Annotated in this window: 24 protein-coding genes and 1 tRNA gene; 12 read left to right on the top strand and 13 right to left on the bottom strand. The window is 58.6% G+C overall.

What is annotated here, in order from left to right; translation table 11 throughout:
* The 6 genes from FIV05_RS12930 to FIV05_RS12955 form a co-directional block, all read right to left on the bottom strand.
* Positions 1 to 588 carry a hypothetical protein gene (locus FIV05_RS12930; protein ID WP_152509828.1) on the bottom strand — a complete coding sequence of 196 codons (588 nt, stop codon included), beginning with the start codon at positions 586 to 588 and terminating at the stop codon, positions 1 to 3.
* Positions 589 to 619: 31 nt separating this feature from the next.
* Positions 620 to 2,047 (bottom strand): dihydropyrimidinase, encoded by a 1,428-nt coding sequence (hydA, locus tag FIV05_RS12935; protein WP_152509829.1) that lies wholly within the window; start codon positions 2,045 to 2,047, stop codon positions 620 to 622.
* Positions 2,044 to 3,327, bottom strand: a complete 1,284-nt coding sequence (locus tag FIV05_RS12940) for a cysteine desulfurase-like protein (protein ID WP_152509830.1) — start codon at positions 3,325 to 3,327, stop codon at positions 2,044 to 2,046. Before FIV05_RS12940 ends, hydA begins: the two co-directional genes overlap by 4 nt.
* Positions 3,328 to 3,354: 27 nt before the next feature.
* The gene (locus FIV05_RS12945; protein WP_152509831.1) at positions 3,355 to 4,092 is read right to left on the bottom strand and encodes an amino acid ABC transporter ATP-binding protein; all 738 of its coding nucleotides are present in this window, start codon (positions 4,090 to 4,092) and stop codon (positions 3,355 to 3,357) included.
* Entirely contained in the window at positions 4,092 to 4,763 is a 672-nt protein-coding gene (locus tag FIV05_RS12950; RefSeq protein ID WP_152509832.1) for an amino acid ABC transporter permease, read from the bottom strand. The genes FIV05_RS12945 and FIV05_RS12950 overlap by 1 nt, the downstream gene beginning before the upstream one ends.
* Before the next feature lie 72 nt (positions 4,764 to 4,835).
* A complete protein-coding gene (locus tag FIV05_RS12955; protein WP_152509833.1) occupies positions 4,836 to 5,630 on the bottom strand; it encodes an ABC transporter substrate-binding protein in 795 nt (264 codons plus the stop codon).
* A gap of 172 nt (positions 5,631 to 5,802) precedes the next feature.
* Between FIV05_RS12955 and FIV05_RS12960 the strand changes: the two genes are divergently transcribed.
* A complete protein-coding gene (locus FIV05_RS12960) occupies positions 5,803 to 6,489 on the top strand; it encodes a FadR/GntR family transcriptional regulator (RefSeq protein ID WP_152509834.1) in 687 nt (228 codons plus the stop codon).
* Between the two features lie 93 nt (positions 6,490 to 6,582).
* Here FIV05_RS12960 and FIV05_RS12965 read toward each other — a convergent pair whose 3' ends face one another.
* The 5 genes from FIV05_RS12965 to FIV05_RS12980 form a co-directional block, all read right to left on the bottom strand.
* A complete protein-coding gene (locus FIV05_RS12965) occupies positions 6,583 to 8,109 on the bottom strand; it encodes a phospholipase D family protein (RefSeq protein WP_152509835.1) in 1,527 nt (508 codons plus the stop codon).
* Positions 8,110 to 8,454: 345 nt separating this feature from the next.
* The gene (locus tag FIV05_RS12970) at positions 8,455 to 9,651 is read right to left on the bottom strand and encodes a mandelate racemase/muconate lactonizing enzyme family protein (RefSeq protein WP_152509836.1); all 1,197 of its coding nucleotides are present in this window, start codon (positions 9,649 to 9,651) and stop codon (positions 8,455 to 8,457) included.
* A gap of 390 nt (positions 9,652 to 10,041) precedes the next feature.
* Positions 10,042 to 10,602 (bottom strand): hypothetical protein, encoded by a 561-nt coding sequence (locus FIV05_RS12975; RefSeq protein WP_152509837.1) that lies wholly within the window; start codon positions 10,600 to 10,602, stop codon positions 10,042 to 10,044.
* A gap of 31 nt (positions 10,603 to 10,633) precedes the next feature.
* On the bottom strand, positions 10,634 to 11,038 hold the full coding sequence (locus tag FIV05_RS32055) for a DUF6636 domain-containing protein (protein ID WP_353622187.1): 405 nt from the start codon (positions 11,036 to 11,038) through the stop codon (positions 10,634 to 10,636).
* Positions 11,039 to 11,056: 18 nt separating this feature from the next.
* Entirely contained in the window at positions 11,057 to 12,004 is a 948-nt protein-coding gene (locus tag FIV05_RS12980) for a hypothetical protein (protein ID WP_152509838.1), read from the bottom strand.
* A gap of 240 nt (positions 12,005 to 12,244) precedes the next feature.
* Between FIV05_RS12980 and FIV05_RS12985 the strand changes: the two genes are divergently transcribed.
* The gene (locus FIV05_RS12985) at positions 12,245 to 12,520 is read left to right on the top strand and encodes a hypothetical protein (RefSeq protein WP_152509839.1); all 276 of its coding nucleotides are present in this window, start codon (positions 12,245 to 12,247) and stop codon (positions 12,518 to 12,520) included.
* A gap of 592 nt (positions 12,521 to 13,112) precedes the next feature.
* Positions 13,113 to 13,679, top strand: coding sequence for a hypothetical protein (locus FIV05_RS12990; RefSeq protein ID WP_152509840.1), 567 nt, complete (start codon positions 13,113 to 13,115; stop codon positions 13,677 to 13,679).
* Between the two features lie 41 nt (positions 13,680 to 13,720).
* Here FIV05_RS12990 and FIV05_RS12995 read toward each other — a convergent pair.
* Positions 13,721 to 13,797, bottom strand: a tRNA-Met gene (locus tag FIV05_RS12995).
* Positions 13,798 to 13,911: 114 nt separating this feature from the next.
* Positions 13,912 to 15,090 (bottom strand): tRNA 2-thiouridine(34) synthase MnmA, encoded by a 1,179-nt coding sequence (gene mnmA, locus FIV05_RS13000; RefSeq protein WP_035909942.1) that lies wholly within the window; start codon positions 15,088 to 15,090, stop codon positions 13,912 to 13,914.
* Positions 15,091 to 15,398: 308 nt separating this feature from the next.
* Between mnmA and FIV05_RS13005 the strand changes: the two genes are divergently transcribed.
* The 9 genes from FIV05_RS13005 (at position 15,399) to flhA (ending at position 26,514) form a co-directional block, all read left to right on the top strand.
* Positions 15,399 to 17,510, top strand: coding sequence for a flagellar hook-length control protein FliK (locus FIV05_RS13005; protein WP_152509841.1), 2,112 nt, complete (start codon positions 15,399 to 15,401; stop codon positions 17,508 to 17,510).
* A gap of 31 nt (positions 17,511 to 17,541) precedes the next feature.
* A complete protein-coding gene (locus tag FIV05_RS13010; protein WP_152505750.1) occupies positions 17,542 to 18,201 on the top strand; it encodes a flagellar hook capping FlgD N-terminal domain-containing protein in 660 nt (219 codons plus the stop codon).
* A gap of 381 nt (positions 18,202 to 18,582) precedes the next feature.
* Positions 18,583 to 18,858 (top strand): DUF1153 domain-containing protein, encoded by a 276-nt coding sequence (locus FIV05_RS13015; protein ID WP_022998157.1) that lies wholly within the window; start codon positions 18,583 to 18,585, stop codon positions 18,856 to 18,858.
* 310 nt (positions 18,859 to 19,168) lie between these two features.
* Positions 19,169 to 20,782, top strand: coding sequence for a flagellar basal-body MS-ring/collar protein FliF (fliF, locus tag FIV05_RS13020; protein ID WP_152509842.1), 1,614 nt, complete (start codon positions 19,169 to 19,171; stop codon positions 20,780 to 20,782).
* A gap of 2 nt (positions 20,783 to 20,784) precedes the next feature.
* Positions 20,785 to 21,831, top strand: coding sequence for a flagellar motor switch protein FliG (fliG, locus tag FIV05_RS13025; protein ID WP_152509843.1), 1,047 nt, complete (start codon positions 20,785 to 20,787; stop codon positions 21,829 to 21,831).
* Between the two features lie 38 nt (positions 21,832 to 21,869).
* The gene (locus FIV05_RS13030; protein ID WP_208984228.1) at positions 21,870 to 22,562 is read left to right on the top strand and encodes a FliH/SctL family protein; all 693 of its coding nucleotides are present in this window, start codon (positions 21,870 to 21,872) and stop codon (positions 22,560 to 22,562) included.
* Positions 22,559 to 22,894 (top strand): flagellar motor switch protein FliN, encoded by a 336-nt coding sequence (gene fliN, locus FIV05_RS13035; protein ID WP_022998153.1) that lies wholly within the window; start codon positions 22,559 to 22,561, stop codon positions 22,892 to 22,894. The genes FIV05_RS13030 and fliN overlap by 4 nt, the downstream gene beginning before the upstream one ends.
* 12 nt (positions 22,895 to 22,906) lie before the next feature.
* Positions 22,907 to 24,259, top strand: coding sequence for a sigma-54 dependent transcriptional regulator (locus tag FIV05_RS13040; RefSeq protein ID WP_152509844.1), 1,353 nt, complete (start codon positions 22,907 to 22,909; stop codon positions 24,257 to 24,259).
* A gap of 77 nt (positions 24,260 to 24,336) precedes the next feature.
* On the top strand, positions 24,337 to 26,514 hold the full coding sequence (flhA, locus tag FIV05_RS13045; protein WP_152509845.1) for a flagellar biosynthesis protein FlhA: 2,178 nt from the start codon (positions 24,337 to 24,339) through the stop codon (positions 26,512 to 26,514).
* Positions 26,515 to 26,525: the final 11 nt, after the last annotated feature.

Here is a 26,525-nt window from a genome sequence, read left to right on the forward strand (position 1 = left end):
CTATGGATCGTCGCAACCGTTGTATTTGCCACCTTTTCTGGCCTCGACGAATGTCTTCCAGTCGCGCCAGCCCTGGGTACAATGAAAGCCCCATTCCCTGACGCGGGGCCCGGTGATGAAGAGGGTCCAGGCCGGTTCGGTGAGGACAGGAGACAGACGGTGCGCGAAGCGGGATTTACGGAGTACGACATCTCCGGCACGCAGTTTGCGCACCTTCTCGCCTTTACGGGCAGCGAAAGTCTCGTCGATGGTGCCGGCCAGCATGATCGACACGCTCGGCCAGGGGTGGTCGTGCAGGGCTGCCTCGTCGTCAGCCCGTACGACATTGTGTAAATACGCGTTGATGAGCGGGTTCTTCGGCCACAAGCGCCAGCGGAAAATATACGGGGCGTCCGGATCACCCACTAACTGATCAGGCGGCCTGTCGACAGGCAGGAGCCGCCTTTTTAGCCGGGAGGCTAAAGCAGACATTCGGATCATCTGAAAATCCTCGCCGACCTGACCGTCGGTGTCAATCCAGATCCCTTCCCGGGTGTAATGGTCTGCGTTTCTTTTTCCGGTTTGTGGCCCGGCATCATCAGCCGCCAACAGCGACACGCCGAATGATGCCGGGCAGGACTTACAGGCTGGTTTCGCCGTTGATCAGATTGCTTCGTTTACGGGGAAAATACCTGCCCCGGCCCTTGCCAAGAACGGGCACACCTTTTTCCATCACCAAATCGCCGCGCAGAAGAACCTTCACGGGCCATCCGGTCACCTCCATGCCTTCGTAAGGCGTGTAGTCGGCGCCATGGCCGAGGTCATCGTTGGTGATGGTTTTCCTGAGTTCCGGATCCCACAGGGTCAGATCGGCATCCGAACCGATCGCGATGGTGCCTTTCTGCGGATAGAGACCATACAGCTTGGCATGGTTGGTGGACGTCAGCGCAACGAAGCGGTTGAGGTCGATACGGCCGGTCTTGACGCCTTCGGAGAACAATATCGGCAGTCTGGTCGCAACACCCGGAATGCCGTTCGGGATCCAACTGAAGGATTGCATTCCCTTCTCGGTCTTCTTGCCGCTGGGGTCGTCAAACCGGAACGGGCAGTGGTCGGAAGAATAAAGATCGAACACGCCGTTTTCCAGACCGGACCAGCAGGCGTCCTGGCTTTCCTTGTCTCTGGGAGGAGGCGAGCAGACGAACTTCGCACCTTCGAAATCCTCAAGATCCAGATCGTCTGCCGTCAGAACGAGATATTGCGGGCAGGTTTCACCGGCGATCTTCTGGCCTCTCAGCCGTGCGTGCGATATTTCCTCCATCGCTTCGCGGTTCGAAACATGGACGATGACGATCGGGGTATCGACGATTTCGGCCAGAGACAGGGCCCGGTGTGTTGCCTCTCGCTCTGCCGCGATCGGGCGAGACGTGGCGTGGTGGTACGGGGCGGTGTCGCCATCTGCTTCACGCCGTCCGATGAGATAGCGGATGGCATCTTCGTTTTCGCAATGAACCAGCACGACCTGTCTGGAGCGTTTGGCCGCGTCCAGCGTGGCCAGGATCTCGTCATCGCGAAGGCGCAGGCCTTCGTAGGTCATGAACACCTTGATCGACGTATAGCCTTCTTCCGCAAGCGCCGGCATTTCCTGGCCAAGCACATGGGGCGTCGGGTCGGAGACGATCATGTGAAAACTGATGTCGGTGAAACAGTTGCCCTCTGCGAGGGCATGATATCCCTTCAACGCCTCGCGCAGGGTGTCGCCTTTCTGCTGAAGGCAGAAAGGCATTACCGTCGTGTTCCCGCCAAGAAGCGCCGACCTTGTTCCGCTTTCAAAGTCGTCCGCCATGACAATGCCTTCGCCTGACGGCTGCGCGATATGGACGTGACTGTCGATGCCGCCCGGCATCACGAGCAAGCCGGTCGCATCGATGGTCGTGGCTGCTTCCCGCAGATCACGTCCGATCGCCACGATCTTGCCATCCGTAATGCCGATGTCTGCCTGATAGACATCGGCTGCGGTGACGATGGTGCCACCGCGCACCACTGTGTCGAAGGAGGGTGCCGTCATGCCGATGCTTTCACAGGTGCTGTTCCGGACGCTTTTTGACCGAGGGTTTCATCCAGGGCGTTGGTCAGGCGATCGACTTCTTCAAGCGTGTTGTAATGGACCATGGACAGGCGCACGACGCCTCCGGCTTTGGCCAGCCCGAGGTCTTCGACCAGGCGCCGGGAATGGAAGTCACCATGGCGGATCGCAACATGATATTCGTCGATCTTTCGGCACAGTGCCTCCGGCGCCCAGCCTTTTGCCGTGAAGCTGATGGTTGCGATCCTGTTGCCGTTTCCAACCGTGTCACGCCCCACGATCGTGATGTCCGGGTGTTGCTTCGCCCAGTCGAGAAAGCGCTTGGTCAAGGCAATCTCTTGCGCCGCGATGGCAGAAAAGGCGGTCTCGATCAGGGCGCGCGGCTCGGACGAGGCAGGAGCTCCGCATCGTTTCCCGAGTTCCTGCAGATAGGCTGTGATGGCTGTCAGCGAATAGGCAAGTTCATAATTCGGATTGCCTGCTTCCAGCTTTCCCGGGACTTTGTCCTTGCCATAAAAATAGTGGTAGAGCGTGTCCAGCTCCAGAAGGTGATCATATTTGCCGTACATCATCGCGATGTGCGGGCCGAAGGTCTTGTACAGGCTGAAGATGTAGTAATCGACGTTCAGTTCCTGCACGTCGATCGCCCGGTGCGGCGCATAGGCGACCGCGTCGACGCACAGTCTGGCACCTCGCTGGTGAACGTAATCGGCGATTTCGCGGACGGGATTAACTTCACCCAGGATGTTGGAGACGTGGTGGACCGCAACGAGCCTGGTGCGTTCGTTCATCAGTTTGCCGAGATCATCCAGGTGCAGGGTGAGGCTGTCCTTGTCGAGCTGCCAGAAGATCACCTTGATGCCGAATTCCTCTAGCCGCAGCCAGGGGCCGATATTGGATTCATGGTCCGCGTTGCTCACGATCACCTCGTCCCCCGGCGCCAACTGGCGGCGCATGGATTCGACGAGGTTCTGCATCAGCACGGTGGTGGAATGGCCGAAGACGATCTCTTCGGGACGGGAGGCGTTGACCAGAAGCTGACCGGCCTTGCGCGCTTCCAGGAGAGCTGCCGCCGCGGCCTTCGAAACTTCGTAGCTACCGCCGATCTGAACGTTTTTTTCGAGCAGGAACTGTTTGATCCGCTCGACTGCCTGGTTGAGGATCTGCGATCCGCCGGCATTGTCGAAAAAGACCCAGTCCGATTTCAGTCCCGGAAATTGATCCCGGACCCAGGCGATGTCCAGTTGTGCATTGTTTGGCATGGTTGGCTCCAGCAAAGGCAGTAAATTTCAGTGGTTGAGGACCGCGCTTAGAAAATTGCGGGTTCTTTGTTCTTTCGGGGTGTCGAAAATCTGCGCCGGCGTTCCGGTTTCCACGATCCGGCCGCCATCCATGAAGATCACCCTGTCGGCCACCTGGCGGGCAAAGCCCATTTCATGGGTGACCACGACCATGGTCACGCCGGTTCCGGCAAGCTGGCGCATGACGTCAAGAACTTCGCCCACCATTTCCGGATCGAGCGCCGAGGTCGGTTCATCGAACAGGAGCACCTTGGGTTCCATTGCCAGTGCGCGGGCAATGGCAACACGTTGCTGCTGACCGCCGGACAGTTGGCCGGGAAACTTGTCTGCCTGTTCGGCAATGCCGACGCGGGCCAGGAGTTCGCGAGCCTTCGCGGCAGCCTCCCCAGCCGGCGTCCTGCGCACGCGCATGGGGGCCAGCATCACATTCTTCAGGACGCTCATGTGCGGGAAAAGATTGAACGACTGGAACACCATGCCGACTTCGGCGCGGACCTGGCCCAGTGTCGGTCCGGGCTGCACCGGAATGCCGTCGACCCGAATGCTGCCCTTGTCGGAATAGCTCTCCAGAAGGTTGATGCACCGGATCAGCGTGGATTTGCCGGACCCGGACGGGCCGATGACACAGACGACCTCACCTTCGCCGATCGCCAGGTCTATATCGCTGAGCGCGGCAAAGGCGCCGTAGTGCTTGGTAACGTTTTCGATTTCGATGATGTTTCGCATCACGCACTCCTCCGCCCGAGACGGTTTTCATAGCGCGAGACCAGGGCAACCAGGGGCCACAGGAACGCGAGATAGATGATGGCAGCGCCGATCAGGGGCGTGGGGTTGGCGGCAAGGGCCTGGGCTTGCGTTGCCTGCTTGAGAAGGTCCGGCATGGCAACGACGGAGGCCAATGCGGTGTCCTTCATCACGTTGATGCAGTTGTTCGTCAGTGGCGGGATAACGATCTTGATGGCCTGCGGCAGCACGACGTCGACCATCATGTCCTTGTAGGACAGGCCCAGTGCGCGCGAGGCTTCAAACTGTCCGACGGGGATCGCCTGAATGCCGGCACGAAAGATTTCAGCGGTATAGGCACCGGACACGAGCGTCAGCGCGAGTGTGGCGGACAGGAATGGCGACAGTCTGATGCCGACGAATGGAAGGGCGTAGTAGACGACGATCAGGAGTACGAGCAGCGGGATCGACCGGAAGATGTCGATATAGATGGCGGCCGGTACACGCATCCAGGGTGATCCGTACATGCGCACAAGGGAAAGGCAAAGCCCGAGAACGAGGCCGGCAACGATACTGGTTGCCCCGATTTGCAAGGTTACGACAAGGCCGCTCATGAGGAGCGGAAACGTTCGGATGAAGACCGGAACGTTGAAGAACGTTTCGAAGAGGTCCATGAAAAGTCCGGAAGAATGGCTGGAATCAGGGAAGGCGCGGGCCCTCCCGAAGGCGGCCCGCGCGTGCTTTGCTTACAGCTTGGGCATGTCGAGGATGGTAACCGTCGAGGTGGTTTCTTCGGCGCGAGAGCCGAACCATTTCTCGTGCAGGTCAGCCACGACGCCTTCCTTCTTCAGTTCGGACAGGACGTCGTTCACCTGGCTTGCCAGTTCCGCGTCCTTGGCAAACATCATGGAGTACTGTTCGCCGGTGGTGATGCGTTCGACGACCGCAAGGTTCGGCTTGTCCTTGGTGTAATAAAGCAGCGCCGGGATGTCGCTAATGTAGCCGTTGATACGGCCGGCCGTCAGGTCGAGCATGGCCGGGGCCAGGCCTTCGTAGCGGCGGATTTCACCGAAGCCGTATTTCTCCTGATTTTCGGTGGCCCAGATGTCGCCGGTAGAGCCCGTGTCGACGCCGATGACCTTGCCTTTCATGTCGGCAACCGATTTCAGGCCACTGTCGGCGGCAACGGTGAGGGACTGGTCGCTGTCATAGTAGGGCTGGGCGAAAGTGACCGATTCCAGACGCTTCTTGGTGATGGTGATCGAGGAAACCGCCATGTCGATCCGGCCCGACTGGACCGCGGAAAAGAGCCCGTTGAACGGGATGTTTTCAAACTCGATCGATTTGCCGAGCCTGTTTGCGACCTCGGTTGCAAGATCGATTTCAAAACCGACGGTCTTGCCCGACTCATCCTGGAATTCCCACGGAACGTTGCCGATGTTGGCGCCGACTGTCAGGTCTGCGGCCATGGCGGTGGTCATGGAGGAAAACGTGAGCAAGCCTACGGTTGCAGCCGTTTTGATGAAGGAGTGAAGAGACATTTTATTCCCCTGGTGATTATTCTTGGTCTAACTGGTATGACTGGTCTGACCAGTTAGACCAGTAAACAGATCGATCAAACGGGATGCAAGCGTTAAAATGATGCTGATCGCGTTTCGGCGGGCTAAAAGAAGGCAGAACGGCACACGCGCCGTACGAACCATGAAAGACACAATGATTACACGTACGCCGGTTCCGCAGAGCATCGCCCGCAAGCTTCAGGAGATGATCCTCAGCGGAGCGCTCAAGAGCGGGGAGAAAATCCCTTCGCAGCGGGAAATGTCGGAAGAGTTCGGTGTCAGCAGGGCCTCATTGCGCGAAGCCCTGCTGACCCTTGAAACCATCGGCCTGATCAAGACCGAAGCGGGCAGGGGGACGTTTGTCGTCGGCACCGGTTCGGGCAAGACCATGTCGGACTGGAAGTTCGCCGAGGAACGTTCCCTTCTGGAAGTGTTCGAGACCCGGCTTGTCCTTGAAGGCGAGATTGCGGCTCATGCAGCGGGGCGACTGTCGGAGGAAGATCTCGACCGGCTCTCGCAACTGACCGACCTGATGGAACAGGCCTGGTCCAATCGCGACTTTCTCAGCAACGTGGATGCCGATCTGGAGTTTCACGACCTGATTGCCCGGCGGTGCAGGAACCGCATGATCGCGGGCCTTTACGATCAGGTCCGGAAACTTCTGACGGAGACCCAGCGCCAGCCGATCCCGATCACGGATCCGCTGCGCATGCGGGCCTCGCTGGCTGAGCACCGGGTCATCGTTGCCGAACTGCGCAAGGGCGACGCGGAAGCCGCCCGAACCGCAATGCGCAGCCATGTCGCCAACACCGCGCTGTGTGCCGGGTTCGAGATCGCTTGAAGTGCCAAACGCCTGTGCCGTTTCCGTCTTGTATCGGAGCGGCAGGGCGCGAGGCGGTTGGCGGAGTGGAGCCTGTTACCGCTTTCCACCCACCTACAACTGACCTTCGACGGGAAGCGTTGCGATGATGCCGGAAGTGAAGCGCTGGCCCCGTGTCGATCCCGGGTCCGAGGTGAAGGTGACGATCTCGCCATTTTCTTCGCTCTTCCAGAGGATCCTGCCGTCGTCGTCCAGTTCGAGCCGGTAGCTGTTTTTCAGTGAAACGCCTTCATTCAGGAACGCTGTCAGCCGGTGGGCCAGTTCCGGGCTTTCCACGTAGAGGCCGATCTCCGTATTGAGGTTGGCTGAACGTGGGTCGAGATTGAAACTGCCGACGAAAATCGAGGCTCCGTCGAAGACCGCCGCCTTGGTGTGCAGCCCGGCCTTGGATTCAGTTGAAAAGAGCGTTTGCTGGACCCTGGCGGAATCGGCCCTGACTTCATGCAGCTCTATGCCGGCTTCCAGAAGTTCCGCACGGTATTTCGAATAGCCGGCGTGAACCGCAACCACATCATTTGAACTGAGCGAGTTGGTGAGAACGCGGACCTTCAGGCCGCGCGCCGTGAGTTGCTTCAGCTTGTCCGCGCCTGCCTGTGTGGGAACGAAATAGGCGTTTTCCATCAGGAGTTCGCGTTTCAGTCCGTCCACCTTGCCGGCAAGTGCCTTGAGGATCTTGCCGCCGCTTTTTCCCGCGATGAAATCGGCCGGATCGTCCCATACGACAAAGGCCGGTGCCCAGACCAGTTGCCTTGTAAGCTCCGACATCGACTGGCGGACGGCAGTAACCCTCTGGCGGAAAGGATAGGGATATCCTTCGGTGTCGATGGTCTCTTCCAGTTTCACCCGGGCCACTTCCAGGTCGGTTTCGCCAAAGGTCCGGTTGACGCTGGCCGCGACAGGCACCGACCAGTTCCTGTTCCAGAAATAATCGAAGACGCTCGAGGCATCCCGCACCACCGGGCCAACCGCGGCGATGTCCAGGTCGCGATAGTTGGATTCCTCGGAGACGTCGAAATAGTGGTCGCCGATATTGCGCCCGCCGAGAAGCGCAACCGCGTTGTCGGCGATCATCAGCTTGTTGTGCATGCGGTGGTTCAGGCGGTCGAAGTCACCGATCAGGTTGAAGACCCGCGAGGACCGGCTCACGAAGGGGTTGAACAACCGGATCTCGATATTCGGATGGGCGTCCAGACTGGCGAGGATTTCATCGCGTCCGTTGACGTTGATATCGTCGATGAGAAGGCGGACGCGCACGCCGCGATCCGCACTGCGCAAAAGGGCCTGCTCGAGGATGCGCCCACTCTGGTCCGCATCCCAGATGTAGTATTGCAGATCAAGGCTGTGCTCGGCGAGCTCCGTCATGGCCACCCGGATGGCAAAGGCGTTGCGCCCCGTCGTCACGAGCGAGACACCGGATTTGCCCGGGTGGCTTTTTTCCGCGGCCCGGAACAGGCGGCCCAGAGAGGTGCTGCGATAGGCCGTAAAGGCACTCGTCTCGACGCGCGGGTAGTCCGTGTTCAGCGTCGAACAGCCTGCCAGAAGCAGCGTTGCAAGACAGAGAAGGCAGGCCCAGCTTCGCATCGTTCACCGCATGACAGACACAGGTTGCCAAGGGCCCCGCGTTCCCGCCCGGCGTCAAGGGTCGACGTTGGTGACTGAGGCAGGGACCGGGGGTATCGGCAACTACCCTGAATTGTTACTTCATGCCTGAACGCCGGTCCATTGTGCAGATTGACAGGCGCGCTCCGGCGCCTGTCGTGCGGTGCTTCTTTTTCATGAGCGCTTCAGGACATGACCTGCAAAGACGCACGGTTCGAATTGATGCTTCCGCGCAGGAGGTTTCCCTCACCGAGGCGGCAGAAACCTGTCCTGTGCAATTGGGGCGAAGATCGAGGGAGCCGCGCACACCAGACGTAGGGGAGACCTTTAAGGAGCAGGCAGCGCTTCAGGCATCCAGTGCGTGGAGTTGCGGCTGGCCTTGAAGAAACACTGTCCGTATTTCTCGAGGGTTTCCTGATTGATCTCGAAGCCGAGGCCAGGTGTCTGCGGCATGGCAAACCAGCCGTTTTCGTGCAGGAACGGCTGCGAGAAGATCTGGTCGCGGCCTTCCGGTGTCCAGCCCGGTGGTGAGAGCGGATATTCAAACAACTCCTCACCGGCAAAGCCGCTGGCGGCAAAGACATGCGCATTTGCAATGAAACCGAAGCCGTTCGACCAGCAATGCGGCGTGAACCTGATACCTTCTTGCCTGCAGAGCGCGGCAACCTTGAGGCACTGGGTAATCCCGCCGGCCCACATGGCATCGGGCTGGAAGATATTGTAGCAGCCCATCTTCATCATCCGGGCGAGTTCCCTGTAGCCCATGACATGAAGTTCGCCACCGGCGACAGGAACGCGCGAATAGGTGGTCAGTCTGGCGATTTCCTCGTGCCATTCGCCAAACAGCGGTTCTTCCACCCAGGCAAGGCCGACATCCGCAGCGGCATCGACAAAGCGCTTGGCCCTGTCCAGCGACCAGAGCGGCGCATCGCCGTTCTGCGTCAGGCGGAAGGCCTGATTGCAGTCGACCGAGATCCTCATCCGTCCCTGCATGTGGCGGGCGATATCGGAAATATGGTCGATATCAACGGCCTCATCGAAGTCATGGACACGGATTTTCATCGTGTCGAACCCTTCGGCAAGCCGGGCTTCGGCTTCCTCGCGCCGTGCGCCCGGGTCCCGAAGTTCGCCGGAGGAAGCATAAAGCCTGATGCGGTCATCCGTTCCGCCAAGCAGCTTGTAGAGCGGCAGTCCCGCGCTCCTGGCCTTGATGTCCCAGAAGGCAGGCTCAAGCCACCAGTTGAAATTGCCGCCCGCCGCCATGATCTGGATGCGCTCGGAAAGCTTATCAATGTCGCCTGCATCCTGGCCGAGAAAGAGACCGGCCAAGAGGTCGCCCAGTCCGGCGCGCTCGCGTCCCGCAGCCGGAAACCCGCTCCATCCTTCAACACCGTCATCGGTGATGAACCGGACGATGCACATGGAGACATGGGTCCGGATCGTTCCAGGGATCCACGAGGGCGCATGTGGCGCGGGCAGGGGTGTTTTCACAAGGTAGAGTTCAACGCGGTCAAGCACTTGCATGTTCGGTCCATTAAAAAGGGCGCGCTGCTGAAGGATCCAGGAGCATCAGGAGAACAGTCGGCCGTTGCGTGAACGCTAGAAAGGAATTGGTCTGGCCAACATATCCAATTTGACAATTTTCAGAGTCCAATTGGATGAGGGGGCGGTCTCTATAGAGGCAGTGTTTCGGCCTGAATTGCTAAGCTGCCGTTTGTTAACGACGAGTGTGGGTCTATTGAGGGCGGGGAGCTGGTGTTCGCGGCGCGATGAACAAATGGTAGCATCGGTGATGAAGCGGTCGTGCACTGCAAAAAAGATGATCTAGATCTAGGCTTTCATTAAGTGGTCCATGAGGAGCAGAGCGAGAAGCCTGGAGTTACCAAACACTTCAAATCAACAACTCCTTCTGCCTCATTCGGAGGGTCGAACTGCATGAGCCTCAAAATAGTAACCGCCGAGATCATCGACACGAACCTGAGTGGAGACATTCTGACTATCAAAAACACCGGCGAGGGAAGTTCTGTTCGATGTTGAATAATATCGTTTTAGATCGTTTGACATTCCTAATTCATTCGGAAAGTCGATAACGCCCCCAACTTGCTGAACATCAGGAAGAGTTGAAAGATGTCTGGAGATCGTTTCCGCTAACCCCGGCCTTTCTGAAACTACCGAGAGTGAGCAGTGCAGAAAATCATTCTCTACGCCTGCATGCCTTATCGCTGTAAATTGCATTTTCTCTCCGGGAGGAACTGAGAAATACTCAAAGAAACCGGTGTTTGGTTCCTCGCGGATAATCCATTTCCAATTTGGAATATTTCTGTCCGACCGATCTAAAAACTCACTGGGATTATCGAGAAACTGCTGACATTTTTGAGTGAACACTTCCCATGCGGATTCAACTTGCTCGGCTTGGGCGCTGCTGACGGGAACAGACGCTACATACATCAGAGAGAGGGCGTACAAGGTTTTCATCACATTCAAATCCCCCCCAAATATCTTGCAATCAAAATACGAGTTGTTTCCGGCGGGACAAAAAGAACCCGTGGCCGTCAGCATTGGTACATGTGAACCCGGTTTTTTCCGAACGGCAGTTCACACTTCCGAATTCTCCTGACACTCCGTAGTGAGCGATGTCTGTGTAGTCCACGGTTTCAGGTCGTTGGCTACAAAGCATTTTCACTCGGCCGAATGCCTCTATGTAGAACTCGTGTCCCCAGTATCCATTGCATGAAGCGGGCTTCGGAAGAGGTGTGGGGCCGCTGCGATTGATAATCGTGCAGTACAAATGACCGCCGCCAGTTACTCCTCCGTTACAGTAAATATTTTTCGAGGGTGTCATGAAGCCCAACCCGTCGGCCTGGACGGATGCTGGAAGAACCAGAAAAAAAATAAACAGAAATATTCGCATTAAACTTCTCCTGTGAAATCACTCAAAAGACATGCAGCTGATAATGTAAGCGGTCGACCGGTAGCTATGAGTTCTTCCACTGGCATCCAGAAGCTCACCTCGTACGATGCCGTGCCCAAGAAGTTGCTCACCGCCGGATCCCAGAACATGTCCGCGAAAATGAACAATATCGCCGTAGATCTGGATCATTTCGTTGGCTTCATGGCCCTTAAGTCGCTGGTTCTTGGCAGTGAAGGAACCGCTAATCGTGAACTCACCATTACCTGAAAACTTAACAGCTAGTCCGCCCTGAGCTTCTCCGTAGTTGTATCCAGCGCCTTCGATTAGGGAAACTGAGCCATCGGCGCCGGTGAAAGATCCGTCACCGTAAATGTCTCCAAAACCGTTTGTGATGAGCCCATTGGGGAATGTGTTCGAACCGGTATCTGCTTGAGTTATGTTCCGAATTCCAAGCAAGAGTTTGGCTGTCGGCTTCATCGGGGCCGGACTTGTCACTGGAATGGTGTACCCATTAATCCAGGCAGTTCGTTGGCCCGGCACCAGTTTCACCGAAGAATCGTTTGCCCAGAACTGGAAACTTTCAACGTTGTCTTGAGTGCAATTCGGCGCATTTTGATCTCCAGTGATCTCAATACGATCCCTTTGATACTCATTTGCACCAGAGGCAAGGTCTTCAAACTTACGGCCGTTTCTGCTCTTTGCCGTCAACTCGAGGTCATACAAGGTCTCGGCAGCAACGGCTGTTCCGGTTTCTTCATTCAAACAGAGATCGCTAAGGCGCAGCAATCCGGCGGGCTCATATTTGAGCCAGCCAAAGCCTCTTGTGCCTTCACAGTTGTCTATCTGATAATCGATCAGCGGATCACCCGGAACGGGAGCAATGGGACTTACCGTCTGCGAAACGGCCGGAAACTGAAAACCAACAAAAAACAATAAAAGTGAGATCAGAGTTTTGGAAATTTTCATGTCTTCTCCAAGAAAGTCATTTTCTGAAAACTAAAGTCGATGTTGCTGAATGTTCCGGCAGCGGAAGCAAGAATATCTGTTCCTCTTAAGGCTTGCATCAGCACTTTAAAAAATCTTAGCTTGCGGAAGAGCTTACTTTATGTAGCCTGCATCACATGATTGGCTTTAATGTCACCGTTGTTGAACACAGATGGTCAAGATATCTATGGGTGTTCGAGATTATTCATTTGGAAACTTGATATGCGAAAAATCATTTTGTTGGCAGCTCTTGTCGTCGCAACCTCGGCACAAGCCGAGGAAATCGTTAAATGCAATGAGCACGGAGCATCGGTTACGCTTACGGACGGCACCGTTCTGTATCTGGGAAAACAATGCGATGCCGCCAGAGAAGGTGGTGGTGCCGGTTATTGGTGGAATGCAGCATCTTTCCTTGGGGTGGAAATCGACGGAAAAGCGTACATGGTTGCTGAGGGTAGAGGTATAGATTGCCTGCCATTTTGCAGTCTTCCAGATTGACGATGAAGCAGCCTTACGGCGTCAAAATCATCTTCCTGATAATTGCATATGTTTCATTCTTCGTCGTCGGGCTTTAACCAAGCGCGAATTTCACTTGGCAAGTTCGAAAGACAATAAACCGACGATTGTCGATGAGCGTGGCAATGACCTTTTAGGGCCGAAATCGCCAACGTGGCCGGTACTGGCGAATAACTGCTTCGCTCGGATCAACCGTCACAAACAAACCGTCTCCAGTCGGTCTCACATAGGACGTTTGTAGTTCCTGATGAAAAAATGGGTTGTGATCAATTCGGCGGGTTTAGAAACTAAGCCATTGGCTGCGATGAGTGGACACAAATAGCTGAGAAATTGCTTTCGCGCTCTCGCTGGCCGCGAGCAGAGTTCGCCTGTGATCATGTTGCGAACACGATGCGGGGATTACATAGCGGTCCAACCCATGACAGAGAGAACAGATCATTCCGGACTAATGGGTGGCACGTTCCGTACTTCACGAGGTGTTAGTGCCGAGGCAATGGTTCGATCAACTAGCCGACTCGAGATGTTGTTTGTTTCAATTCCAACTGTAGAAATAGAGGTTTAGGGAATTTAACCTATGGCGAGCTTTTTGGGAGGCGTTAAAGCATTTCTTGTTCTTGGAATACTGCTCGGTTTCACATCATCAGGGATTGGGGCGGAAAAGAAGAGCGGTTCAATCAGACCAATAAGCGCATCGGGTCATATTGAGGATGAACACGTTCAAAGCTTTATGAAGTCTGTAATACAAGTATATTTGCTCTACGGAGATTACTCGACTGAACTCGATGGGGCTCCCAATTTTCTTTTTCTCTCGGGTCCGGATTTTTTGATAGACGGAGCTATTAATCTTGAAAAGGCTCAAGATTTTTTGCCTGGAATGACGCGGGAGGAGGCGGACTATTTTAGGGGTGGGTCTGACAGCTGTTTGGTAATAATGCTTCCTCTGAAGGAATTTGATGTTGTTTTGGGTGTGAACGACACTGCAAAATCTTCTGAAGACATGAATTTTCGTTGCGTATTGGACGCTGTATCCTTCTTTCTGGATGTAGACAGCCATAAAGCCATCGACGGTGACAGCGTTCGAGAATATTTTCGAAATCTGATCAACGCATTGAACGCGCGTTACTCAGAAAAGACGCTGTGACCACAGTCCACATAAAATTTGGAAGAGGCTTTGAGAAAATTTGGTAGCGGAGGAGGGACTCGAACCCCCGACACGCGGATTATGATTCCGCTGCTCTAACCGGCTGAGCTACTCCGCCATCCCGTGCGATCCGGGCCTGGGCGGCCCGCGCGACGTGGGGTGCTTATAGTGAGGCGGCGGGCGGGCGTCAAGCGTTGAATTGGCGTCCGGCCGCAAAGTTTTTTGTCTGGCCTCAGGCCGCGGAAACCGGGGCTTTGACCTGTGGAAAATCGATCGCCCAGTCGCCCGTGCGTTCGGTCTTGTGGATCCAGCCGCCGCCCAGAACGCGGGCTGTTTCGTCATCCGTATCAAAGAAGACGCAGGCCTGGCCCGGGGCGACGCCGGTTTCGCCGTTGGCAAGATCCACGAACGCCTTGCCGTTCAGGATGCGCAAGGTGGCCGGTGCCGGCGGCCGGGTGGAGCGGACCTTGGCGAAGAGCTCGATCTCGTCGCCTTCGTCCAGCGGCTGATCGCCGATCCAGTTCATTTCGCGCAGCAGGATGGTGCGGGTCGCCAGCGCCTCGCGCGGGCCGACGACGACACGGCGCTCGTCCGGGTCGAGCCGCACCACATAGAGCGGATCGCCCGTGGCAACGCCAAGGCCGCGGCGCTGGCCGATGGTGTAGTGGATGATGCCGTCATGCTCACCCAGCACGCGGCCGTCCATATGGACGATCTGGCCCGGTTCGGCCGCATTGGGGCGCAGCTTGCGGATGACCTCGGCATAATCGCCGTTGGGCACGAAGCAGATGTCCTGGCTGTCCGGCTTGTTGGCGACGGTCAGGCCGAATTCGGCTGCAAGCTCACGCACCTTCGACTTGGGCATGCCGCCAAGCGGAAAGCGGATGAAATCGAGCTGGTCCTGCGTGGTGGCGAACAGGAAATAGCTCTGGTCACGGTCAAGATCGGCCGGGCGGAAAAGCGCGCGCTTGTTGCCCTGCTGGGCGGAGCGGACATAGTGGCCGGTTGCCAATGCATCGGCGCCAAGATCCTTCGCGGTCTTCAGGAGATCGGTGAACTTGACCGTCTGGTTGCAGGAGACGCAGGGGATCGGGGTTTCGCCGGCGATGTAGCTGTCGGCGAAACGGTCCATGACCTGTTCCTTGAACCGGCTTTCATAATCCAGCACGTAGTGGGGAATGCCGATGGTTTCGGCCGCGCGGCGGGCATCATGAATGTCGACGCCCGCGCAACAGGACTTTGCCTTGCTGACTGCGGCGCCGTGATCATAAAGCTGCAGGGTGACGCCGATGACGTCGTAGCCTTCGGCCTTCATGAGGGCGGCCACGACCGAGCTGTCGACCCCGCCGGACATGGCGACGACAACGCGAGTGTCTTCCGGGCGGCCGGGCAGATCCAGACTGTTTCGCATCCAGTGTACTTCCAGAAGTTTTTGGCCGATCGCGCAGGCGGGGCGGTTGTCCGTCCCGAGCCTTCCACGCCCTGCCGGGCGGGCAGCGATCAAGGGCCCTATTCAAAGTTGGCGGCACTATACAGATAAGGAGAGCGGCTGCCAATTGCTTCCCCCGCATGGCAGGCACGCTTTGCCGGACCGGCAAAGCTTGCCGCCCGAAACCCGAGGTGGTTTCGCTCCACCTTTGAAAAAGATGAGCAAAATCAAAGGATCTGGCAGAGTTTAACGTTTGGCCCGATGTTTGCTTTCTATTCCGGTGACGAAATATGCCCGCCGGTGCGGGCCGGGATCTGGGGGCAAATGTGCTGCCATTTGGACTGACAACGGATGTTTCTGCCGGGGCGCTGGCAGCGGGTGCGGGCAGCGCACTTGCTGGCGGGCAGGCTTCTGCAGGTGCGGCTGCTTCCTCTGTTGGGGGCAAGGCAAACGGATTTGCCGACGAGCTGAGCTCGATCTCGGGGCAGGGCGCCGCGAAGGGCGCAGGGCAAGACAAGGGTCAGGTCAGTGCCGTGGTTTCCGCCAAGGCCGGCCGCGCGGCCGATCCGGTGAAGCCGGGGGTGGTTGCCGCGCAGATCCAGACCTCTGTGGTGACAGGCGAACTTGCATCCGCCATTGCGGTGGATCCGACGGTCCCGGTTGCCGATCCTCTTCTATCCGGCGATATCGTGGCCGGCACTCCGCCACTCGATGCGGGGCAACCCGGTGATACGGATCAGGGTCTGCTTCCCTCTGAAGGAGATGAAGCGGCGCAAACCGCCGACGTTGCCCTGGCTGCGGAACTTGCGCCGGTTGCACCTGTTGTTCCGGCTCCTGCTGGCGAAGGTGCGGCTACCACGCCAGCCTCCGCCGATGCCGGCGTGCCCGGTGCCGCGTTTTCGGGAAGCGCAGGTCTTGCAGGCAGCGCTCCAGCGGTGCCTTCAGCTGGTGCCCAAAACGGGGCTGCACCTGCTCCTGTGGCAGATGCCGGAGCCGGTACCGGTTCCGGAGGTTCTGCACCGGCTACAGCACCGAGTTTTGCCGGCGCTTTGAACGGTGTTGAGGCAGGTGCCGCGCAGCCTGAAAGAGCCGGGCTGACAACGCCGGCTACAGCGGCGGAGGCGCAGGCGGCAGTTGCCCGGCCAGCGCCTGTCACGACAGAGCGCCGCTGGCAGAGCGAACTGCCGAAAGAATTCCGGGCGTCGGTAACGCCCGCTGCCCAGCCAGTCGGCCAGCAGCCGGCCGTGACGTTGCCTGTCCAGGCAAGTGTGCAGGCCGGCGCGGTGGTTGGCGGTCAGGCGCCGGGGCAGGGGCCTGGTGAAGCACCTGGTCTCCAGGTTGCCGCGGCAACGCCTGCCGGAACTGTTGCTGCGTCTGTCTCGGCCGTCGCCAAGGCCGCTGCGGCATCTGAAGGCACACAGGTTCCTGCAGTGCCTGCCGCACCCGTGGTGGATGGCGAGACGTCAGCCCAGCCGGTAACGACGAACACGCAAACGGGTGAGGCGAGCGCACAGGCCGGAACCGCGATGAGCGCAGCCACCACGCAGGTCGCGGCCGCCGTGAATGCGGGTGCCGTTCCTGTTCAACAGCCGGTTCAGGCAACGCCGCAGCCGGTGTCGTCCGAACAGTTGCTGGCTGGTGAGCCTGTTGCCGAGGAAGGTACGGGTCTCGTCAAGCCGGTCACGGGTGAGGCTTCCGGTCCGCAGGGGGCAGGCAATACGCAAGATGCTGCTGCCGGACCTGCTGCCAAGGGCGCGGAGCAAACGGGACCTGAGCCGCGCGGAGCGGCCCTGGCTGGTCCTGTCGCTGCTGCGGCGCTGTCGAATATTGCGGCTGACGAAGCGGATATGCCTGCTGAATTGCAGCACACCAGCATTTCCGGCGAGTTCGGTGCGGCAACGGTACGCGGCGGCGATCTGGCAGGGGCAATGCGGACAGAGAGCCTGCAGATGCCGAGCCAGAGCCAGTCCGGCCAGGTGGCTACCCAGGTGGCCGCAGAGATTGCGCGCAATCTGAAGGATGGTCAGACCCGTTTCCAGATGCGTTTCGACCCGCCGGAGCTCGGCCGGGTCGAGGTTGAGATGAAGGTTTCTCACGATGGCAAGGTCCAGGCCCATCTGCGTGTCGACCGGCCGGAGACGCTGGACATGTTCCTGCGTGATCAGCGCGGCCTGGAGCGCGCGCTGGAAGCGGCAGGGCTCAACCCGGATTCAGACAACCTGCAATTCTCCCTGAGACAGGACGGCGGCCAGCAGTTCGGCTCCGAACAGGGAGGGGGTGGACATCAGCCGGCCTCGAATGGTGGCGGAGGCACGGTTTCCGCGGAAGCCGATCCGATGCTTGAAGACATTGTCAGAATGACCATCGCGGAACAGCGCGGCGGCCTGGACTTGAAAGTGTAACGGGGCGAGTTGCTGCCTCAGGAGTGAAAAAATGACAACCGTTTCTCCAACTTCCTCTGCATCGTCGCAGACCGGCTCGGCAACCAGCCAGGCCGGCCTCATCGCCGATTACGAACTGTTCCTGAGCATCCTGACGACGCAGATCCAGAACCAGGATCCGCTGGATCCGCTGGACTCGGCCGAATACACCAATCAGCTGGTTCAGTATTCGAGCGTCGAGCAGGCCATCAAGCAGAACCAGAACCTTGAAGAAATCATTGCCTCGCTGACGAGCAACCAGAGCATGAGTTATGTCAGCTATATCGGCAATGAAGTGACTGCTGATGCTTCCACGACAACCCTGTCGGGCAGCCAGGCCAGCTGGAGCTATAATGTGGCGGAAGATGCGACTGGCACCTTCGAGATCCGCAACACCAGCGGGTCCATCGTCTATAGCGGCGACATCGAGCTGGCAGCCGGCGACGGCACCTTCTACTGGAACGGGCAGACTGATTCCGGCCAGCAGGCCGTGAACGGGCTCTACACCATCTCCTTCGATGTGAAGGACGCCTCCAGCCGGCCGGAAACCGTCAAGACGACCGTATCGGGCATTGTCGACAGCGTGGACTGGTCGAGCGGGGAGGCGGTGCTGAAGGTTGGCAGCCAGGAGTTTCCGGTCAGTTCCGTGGTGTCGGTCGCCCGTCCGTCCTGATCAGTCCTGCAAACACATTTTTGAAAACCGCTCCGGAGGACACCGGGGCGGTTTTTTCGTGTTTTCTCGATGTTTCAAGGGGCTGAGGGTAATCCGCGGGACATTTGCCGGCACAAAAAACAAGAATGAAGTGTGGCCGGAGGAGGGATGCAATTTTCAGGTTAATCGAATTGCCTTGCAAATTGCACGGTCAGGTAAATATGGTTAACGAATTCATATAATACTATTTAGAATTGGACCCTTTATCTTTGTGAAATCCTAAATATCATTCACTAAATTTAGATTTTATAGTTAATAAAAACACAATTTTGCTTTAGGCGTTTGTTAAGCGTCATCTTGTAGTCTCAAATCAGCCTTGGTCATGGTTAGTGTGAGAGTACAATGACCGAACACATTCGTTCGCGTGTAAAATATGTCATCGGACCGGACGGGAGCCCGCTTACCATTGCGGACCTGCCTCCGACTTCGACAAAGCGGTGGGTCATCCGCCGCAAGGCAGAGGTGGTTGCCGCAGTTCGCGGTGGCTTGTTGTCCCTTGAAGAAGCGTGCCAGAGATACACTCTGACAGTTGAGGAGTTCCTCTCCTGGCAAAGCTCGATTGAAAAGCACGGTCTTGCCGGGCTTCGAGCGACCCGGGTCCAGCAATATCGAAATTGATCCGGAATACGGTTTCTGCAATGCGCTGTTGGGGCGCAATCAAAAGGTCGGCTCTGCCGGCCTTTTTATTTGTCTTGCTGTCCGTACGGAACTTATCCAAAAATTAATGAGGTAGGCAGTTTTTCCCCACCTCAGTTGCAGTTTGCATTAATTGAAATGGCGGAAACCCGCCGATCCGCCCCTATTGGAAAGGTTTTGTTAACCACTTGTTAACCACCTGGGCGGCAAATTTTGCCCATCGAAGGTGTGGCGTGCCCAGCCGACTCCAATAATAACGGCAGGGGCATGTTTCAAATGCGGGCGGGCATTCGTGAACGGACTTGTAGAATTCATCAGAACCTTGGGGGCGGCACGCATTGCTGCAATGGGGGCAGTTGCCGCCATCCTCGTCGGCGTCTTCGCCTTCATCATCTTCCGGGTGACGGCGCCCCAGATGACGACGCTCTACAATGAGTTGACCCTTGAGGATTCCGCATCGATCGTTTCCCAGCTGGAAAGCCAGGGCGTGCAATTCGAGATCGCCCGTCAGGGTGCCTCCATTCTCGTTCCGAACGAGCAGGTCGCCCGCCTGCGCATGCAGCTTGCCGCTGAAGGCCTGCCGACCGGCGGCTCTATCGGCTACGAGATCTTCGACCGTTCAGACACTCTCGGCGCCACCAGTTTCGTTCAGAACATCAATCACCTGCGCGCCATGGAAGGCGAGCTGTCGCGCACGATCGGCTCCCTCGACCGCATCCGCGCTGCCCGCGTTCACCTGGTTATCCCGGAGCGCCAGCTGTTCCAAAAAGACCGTCGCCCGCCGTCCGCGTCCATCGTGCTGAACGTTCGTGGTGCCCTCGGCCCGGGCGAAATCCGTGCGGTCCAGCATCTGGTTGCCACAGCGGTTGACGGGCTTGAGCCCGACCGCGTCTCGATCGTCGACGAAAGCGGCCGTCTGCTGGCTTCCGGTGCGGGCAACGACGAAGACGGCCTGATGACGAATTCGCTGCAGGAGCGGACTGTCGAGGTCGAAGGCCGGCTGCGCAACCAGATCGAGGAAATTCTGAACTCCGTCGTCGGCCCTGGACGGGCACGGGTTCGCGTCAACGCGGAAGTCGACTATAATCGCCTGACGGAAACCACCGAGACTTTCGATCCGGACGGACAGGTGGTGCGTTCGACCCAGTCCAAGGAAGAAGCTTCTTCCGCTGTGTCCCGGAACGGGCAGGTTACTGTTGCCAACCAGCTTCCGAATGCCGATGCTGGTCAGGGGCAGGCAGAGCGCGACACGTCGTCCATTACCGAGGAAATCGTCAACTACGAGATTTCCCACTCGACCCGGACCGAAGTTGTCGAAGCTGGCAAGATCAAGCGTCTGTCCGTTGCGGTGCTGGTTGACGGCACCTACCAGCCGGACGGCAATGGCGGCAGCACCTATACACCGCGCGCCCAGGAAACCCTGGACCGGATCGCTGTTCTGGTGCGCTCCGCAGTCGGTTTCGATGCCGAGCGGGGCGACGTTGTGGAAGTCGTGAACCTGCAGTTCGCCCTGCCGCCGCAGGATGACCTGCTGGCTGAAAGTGACAGCCTGTTCGATTTCACCCGCAACGACATCATTCGTTTTGCCGAGCTGGGTGTGCTGTTCCTGATTGCCGTGATGCTGCTGCTCTTCGTGGTTCGCCCGCTGCTGCGCCGCATCGTGACACCGGAAGAAAAGCAACCGCAGGAGCTGATGATCGGTCCGGATGGGACGCTGGTAGTGGAGACGGAAGTGCCACAGGAAGAATCGGCTGAAGACGAATTCGTGATCGAATGGCTGGAACAGGCCAAGCAGGAAGGGGCCATGCAGGCAAGCTCGATTGCCAAGGTGGGCGACATGATCAAGGACCATCCGACCGAAGCGGTGACCATCGTTCGCGGTTGGCTGGATGAACAGGCGGCCTGACAGTGAGCGATCAACTCCAGAAACAGCTGCAGGTCAGCGCGGACGAAGAAGAGCGCGAGCTGAAGGGAGCGGAACGGGCAGCCGTTCTGCTTCTCGCGCTTGGCGAGTCCCATGGCGCGCCGATCTGGGCAAAGCTTGACGAGATCGAAGTGCGCCAGGTTTCGGCTGCGATGGCCAACCTCGGTCCGGTCACGCCGAACATGCTGGAGAACCTGTTCAAGGATTTCGTGCGCCGCGTCAGTTCCAAGGGATCACTGACAGGGAACGTCGATGCGACCGAGCGGCTGCTGGCCAGCTTCCTGCCGGGCGAGAAGGTCTCCATCATCATGGAGGAAATCCGCGGTCCCGCCGGGCGTAACATGTGGGAGAAGCTCTCCAACGTGCAGGAGAACGTTCTCGCCAACTATCTGAAGAACGAATATCCGCAGACGGTCGCGGTGGTGCTGTCGAAGGTCAATTCCGACCACGCGGCACGGGTGCTGGGCATTCTGCCGGAGGAGCTGGCGCTGGAAGTCGTCAGCCGCATGTTGCGCATGGATGCCGTCCAGAAGGAAGTTCTGGAGAAGGTGGAGCAGACGCTGCGCGTGGAATTCATGTCGAACCTCACCAACACCTCGAGGCGCGACAGCCACGAGATGATGGCGGAGATCTTCAACAATTTCGATCGGCAGACCGAAGCCCGCTTCCTGGCGGCCCTGGAAGAAGACAACCGGGAAGCTGCCGACCGCATCAAGACCCTGATGTTCACCTTCGACGATCTGTTGAAGCTGGACGCAGCCAGTGCACAGACACTGCTCAGGCACGTCGAAAAGGACGCCCTGGCCATTGCGCTCAAGGGCTCCACGGATACGGCAAGGGAATTCTTCTTCGGCAACATGTCGTCGCGCGCCGCAAAGCTTCTGCAGGACGATATGGATGCACTCGGACCCGTGCGGTTGCGTGATGTGGACGAAGCGCAGACCGGCATGGTGAACAAGGCCAAGGACCTGGCAGCCAAGGGCGAGATCATGATCTCCAAGTCCAAGGGCGAGGATGAAATTATCTACTGATGCGGCAAACAGCAGGCACTTACAGCAGAATGGGACGCATGACCAACCCATCGAAATTTCTGTTCAACGTCGACTTTTCCGAGCCTGAAGAGCCGGAAGAGGTCGCTCCCGTCGAGCCGGAGATACCGATGATTCCGGTCGCCCAGCATGAGGAATTGCTCAAGAAGGCAAGGGCCCAGGCCTTCGAGGAAGGCCGGGTGAAGGCGCTTCAGGACCTGCAGACCAAGCAGGAGACCTTGCTGACGGCGGAAGTCAATCATCTGGCCGGGGCGGTTTCGCGGGTGCTGGAGACCCTGGACGGGCAGGTGGCGGAACGTGAGAAAGATGCCATCAGTCTCGCTTTTCTTGTGGCCAGGCGTCTGTGTGCCCATCTGATCGCACGCCAGCCGCTGGCCGAGACGGTGGCTTTGGTGTCAGAATGCCTGGGACCGCTGCGCAAGGCGCCGCATCTCGTCATCCGCATCGCCGAGAAGGATGTCGAGGCGCTGAAGGCCCAGGTGGATCCGATCATTCACGAAAAGGGCTTCGAGGGGCGGCTGGTCATCCTCGGCGAGCCGGAAATCGGCCGCGGCGATTGCCATATCGAGTGGGCCGACGGCGGTATCAGACGCGACCGCAAGGCGATCGAGGCCGAAATCGATGCCAGCATTCGTTCCTACCTGCGAGGGCGCAGCGCGGAAAGACGCGGCAAAACCTCCGACACGTCGGCGGAAAAGGAAACTGACGCATGAGCGACGAGCAAGATCACAATATCCCGCTCGACGAGCTCGAGGCGCCGCAGCGCCGGCTCGACGATGGCGAAATGCATGTACCGCAATCCGCGGCTGACCTTGAGGCCGTGTTCGATGTTCCTGTGCGCATTTCCGCCGTTTTGGGGCACTCCAGAATGCATGTCTCGGACCTGTTGAAACTGGCATCCGGAACGGTTCTGGAACTCGACAGGAAGGTGGGGGAAGCCATCGATATCTACGTGAACGACCGGCTGGTCGCCCGAGGTGAAGTCGTCCTGGTGGAAGACAAGCTCGGCGTGACCATGACTGAAATCATCAAGACGGATCGATAGGGAAAGTAACGGATGCGGCTGTTAATTGTCGGAACGCTCGGCGGTCAGCTGACGACGGCTTCCAAGATCGCGATGCAGGGCGGGGCCCAGGTCACCCATGCGGACGATATCGAAGGTGCCCTTAGGGTGCTTCGGTCCGGTCGCGGAGCGGACCTCCTGATGGTCGAGGTTCATCTCGACATTGCCGGGCTGATCCAGAAACTCCAGAACGAACGCGTGCATGTGCCGGTGGTGGCCTGCGGCGTGGAAACGGATGCACAGGCCGCGGTGTCTGCCATTCGGGCGGGCGCGAAGGAATATATCCCGCTGCCGCCCGATCCGGAGCTGATCGCAGCCGTTCTGGCGGCTGTTGCCCAGGAACGCGGCGACCTGATCTACCGGGACGATGCCATGGCATCGGTGGTCAAGCTTGCCGAACAGGTCGCGCCATCTGATGCCTCGGTGCTGATCACCGGTGAATCCGGCACGGGTAAGGAAGTCATTGCCCGCCATGTGCACAAATGCTCGAACCGGGCTTCGAAGCCGTTTATCTCGATCAACTGCGCGGCCATTCCCGAACATCTTCTGGAATCCGAACTCTTCGGCCACGAGAAGGGCGCCTTCACCGGCGCGGTCGCCCGTCGGATCGGCAAGTTCGAGGAAGCCGATGGCGGCACGTTGCTGCTTGATGAAATTTCGGAAATGGACGTTCGCCTGCAGGCCAAGCTCCTGCGCGCCATCCAGGAGCGTGTGATCGACCGCGTCGGCGGCACGCGCCCGGTTCCGGTCAATATCCGCATTCTGGCAACGTCCAACCGGGATCTTGCCGAAAGCGTCCGTCAGGGCCATTTCCGCGAAGATCTTCTGTTCCGCCTCAATGTGGTGAACCTGAAGCTGCCGGCTCTTCGAGAGCGGCCGGCGGACATCATGGAACTCGCCCTGTTCTTCATCAAGCACTACTCGGAAGCCAACGGTGTGCCGGTTCGGCCACTGTCCGTCGAAGCTCGTCAGGCGCTGATGTCCAATCCGTGGCCGGGTAACGTGCGCGAACTGGAAAACACCATGCACCGCGCGGTGCTGCTGGCTTCGGGTGGTGAAATCGGCGTCGAGGCGATCCGCATGCCGGACGGCACGCCGCTGAGCGTCGCCAAGGGCGCTGCGGAGCGTGCGGCGCAGACGGCGGAAGCCGTGACGCGATCCTTCGTTGGACGCACGGTTGCCGATGTCGAGCGTGATCTCATTCTCGATACGCTGGATCATTGCCTGGGCAACCGGACACATGCTGCAAAAATTCTGGGTATTTCAATCCGGACGCTGCGCAACAAGCTGAATCAATATACCGATGAAGGAATAAGCGTTCCGGGACCGGGCGAAGCCCGGGCCTGATCGCACCGGCAGGAACCATAACGAAGGCCACGCCCGTTGATTGACCCGGGCGGCGGTTACAGGAAACCAGACCACAAATGTCGGACACGGCAGCAGGCGAACAACGCAGACCGGAAGGCCCCGCAGCGGAGCAGCAGACGGCTGCGCCCGCCGCAGCCACCGGTCTTGCAGGTTTTCCCGTCCTTCAGGAGATTGTAGATACCCTTCGCCGGGGTGACGTTGGTCTTGCGACCGGCATTCTCGTCATCCTGACGCTCCTGATCCTGCCGATGCCGCCGATGATGCTGGACACGTTCCTGGCGGTCTCCATCATCTTTTCCGTCATGATCCTCATGACGGGCCTGTTCATCCAGCGGCCGCTGGAATTCTCGTCTTTCCCGACGGTTCTGCTGATTGCGACCATGCTGCGGCTGGGTCTCAATATCTCCTCCACCCGGCTTATCCTGGCAAACGGGCATGAAGGCACTGCGGCGGCGGGCAACGTCATCCAGTCCTTCGGCAATCTCGTCATGGGCGGGAACTTCGTCATCGGGATCATCGTCTTCGCAATCCTGGTGATCGTGAACTTCGTCGTCATCACCAAGGGTTCCGGCCGTATCGCGGAAGTCGCGGCACGCTTTACCCTGGACGCCATGCCGGGCAAGCAGATGGCGATCGATGCGGATCTGTCCGCAGGCCTCATCGACGAAGCCGAAGCCAAGTCTCGCCGCAAGGCGCTCGAAGACGAAAGTGCCTTCTTCGGGGCCATGGACGGTGCGTCCAAATTCGTGCGCGGCGACGCCATTGCCGGCCTTTTGATCACCTTCATCAACATTCTCGGCGGCATCTTCATCGGTGTTGCACAGATGGAGCTGACCTTTACCGAGGCCGCCAACAACTACACGCTGCTGACCATCGGCGATGGTCTCGTCTCCCAGATTCCGGCACTGATCGTTTCCACGGCAGCCGGCCTCCTTGTTTCCAAGGCAGGTGTGCATGGCGCCGCCGACAAGGCGCTGACCAGCCAGTTCACCGGCTATCCGAAGGCGCTCGGCATGTCGGCGGCGGTTATGGTGATCCTGGCGCTGCTTCCGGGCATGCCCATGGTCCCGTTCTTCGGTCTTGCAGGTCTTGCCGGTTATCTGGCCTTTTCCGTCGGGTCGAAGAAGAAGAAGGCCGCGGCAAAGGCCGAGATGGTCAAGGCCGTGGAAGACGCGCCGAAGCCGCCGCCAGAGCCGCCGATTACCGACGCCCTGAAGATGGACGAACTGCGCATCGAGCTCGGCTATGCCCTGTTGCCGCTGATCAACGGCAAGGCAACGGGAGACAACGATGTTCTGACCGAGCAGATCAAGGCATTGCGCCGCCAGATCGCGGGCGACATGGGCGTGATCATGCCGCCGGTGCGCATCCTCGACAACATTCAGCTTGGCGCGAACGATTACGTCATCAAGGTGAAGGAGGTCGAAGCCGGCCGCGGCGTGCTTTACCCGAACCACTTCATGGTCATGGATCCGGCCGGTGGGCAGGTCAAGCTGCCGGGCACGCACACCACGGAACCGACGTTCGGCTTGCCGGCGACCTGGGTGGAGGCCCAGTACCGCGAGGATGCTTCCTTGCGTGGCTACACCGTGGTGGATCCGGCAACCGTTCTGTCCACGCATCTGACCGAGACGATCAAGGCCAATATCAGCGAACTCCTGACCTATGGCGACGTGCAGAAGCTGCTCAAGGAGCTGAAGGGCGAGCAGGCCAAGCTGGTCGAGGACCTGATCCCGTCTCAGATCACCGTGTCCGGTGTCCAGCGCGTGCTGCAAACCCTCCTGGGCGAGCGGATTTCGGTTCGCGATCTCGGAACCATTCTGGAAGGCGTGTCCGAAGCAACCGGCATGACCCGCAATACGGACACCATTGCCGAGCACGTGCGCACCCGTCTTGGCAGGCAGATCTGCGCCGCCAATCTGGCGCCCGGTGGCTATCTGCCGCTGATCGCGCTGTCGCCGCAATGGGAGCAGGCTTTCCTGGAATCCATCATCGGCGAGGGTGACGACCGCCAGCTGGCAATGCAACCAAGCAAGCTGCAGGAATTCGTCGGCAGGGTCCGTGATGCGTTTGAGCAGGCTGCGCAGCAGGGCGAAGTTCCCGTGTTGCTGACATCGCCGCAGACCAGGCCGTTCGTTCGCTCCATCGTCGAGCGTTTCCGCGCCCACACGACGATCATGAGCCAGGCGGAAGTTCACCCGCGGATCAAGCTCAAGACAATCGGTTCGATCTGAGATAGGGCAAT

This window comes from Labrenzia sp. THAF191a (assembly GCF_009363335.1).
Taxonomy (GTDB): domain Bacteria; phylum Pseudomonadota; class Alphaproteobacteria; order Rhizobiales; family Stappiaceae; genus Roseibium; species Roseibium algicola.